Annotated in this window: 3 tRNA genes; all 3 read left to right on the top strand. The window is 54.1% G+C overall.

The annotated features are described in order from the left end of the window. Window positions 1-36 precede the first annotated feature (36 nt). Window positions 37-112: transfer RNA gene (locus tag ATN88_RS24610), tRNA-Glu, on the top strand. A gap of 1 nt (window position 113) precedes the next feature. Further along, window positions 114-189, top strand: a tRNA-Lys gene (locus ATN88_RS24615). A gap of 30 nt (window positions 190-219) precedes the next feature. Next, window positions 220-295 (top strand) — tRNA-Val (locus tag ATN88_RS24620). Window position 296: the final 1 nt, after the last annotated feature.

The following is a 296-nucleotide window of genomic DNA, read 5'->3' on the forward strand; positions in this document are numbered from 1 at the left end:
AGTGGTTAAGGTTCCCAAACCTTAACAAACGTAAGTGTCCCATTCGTCTAGAGGCCTAGGACACCGCCCTTTCACGGCGGTAACAGGGGTTCGACTCCCCTATGGGACGCCACGGGTCGTTAGCTCAGTTGGTAGAGCAGTTGACTTTTAATCAATTGGTCGCAGGTTCGAATCCTGCACGACCCACCATCTTCTCCACAGAGGATGTAAAACTGATGTGGGCGATTAGCTCAGTTGGGAGAGCACCTCCCTTACAAGGAGGGGGTCACTGGTTCGAGCCCGGTATCGCCCACCAC

This window comes from Enterovibrio coralii (assembly GCF_001559595.1).
Taxonomy (GTDB): domain Bacteria; phylum Pseudomonadota; class Gammaproteobacteria; order Enterobacterales; family Vibrionaceae; genus Enterovibrio; species Enterovibrio coralii.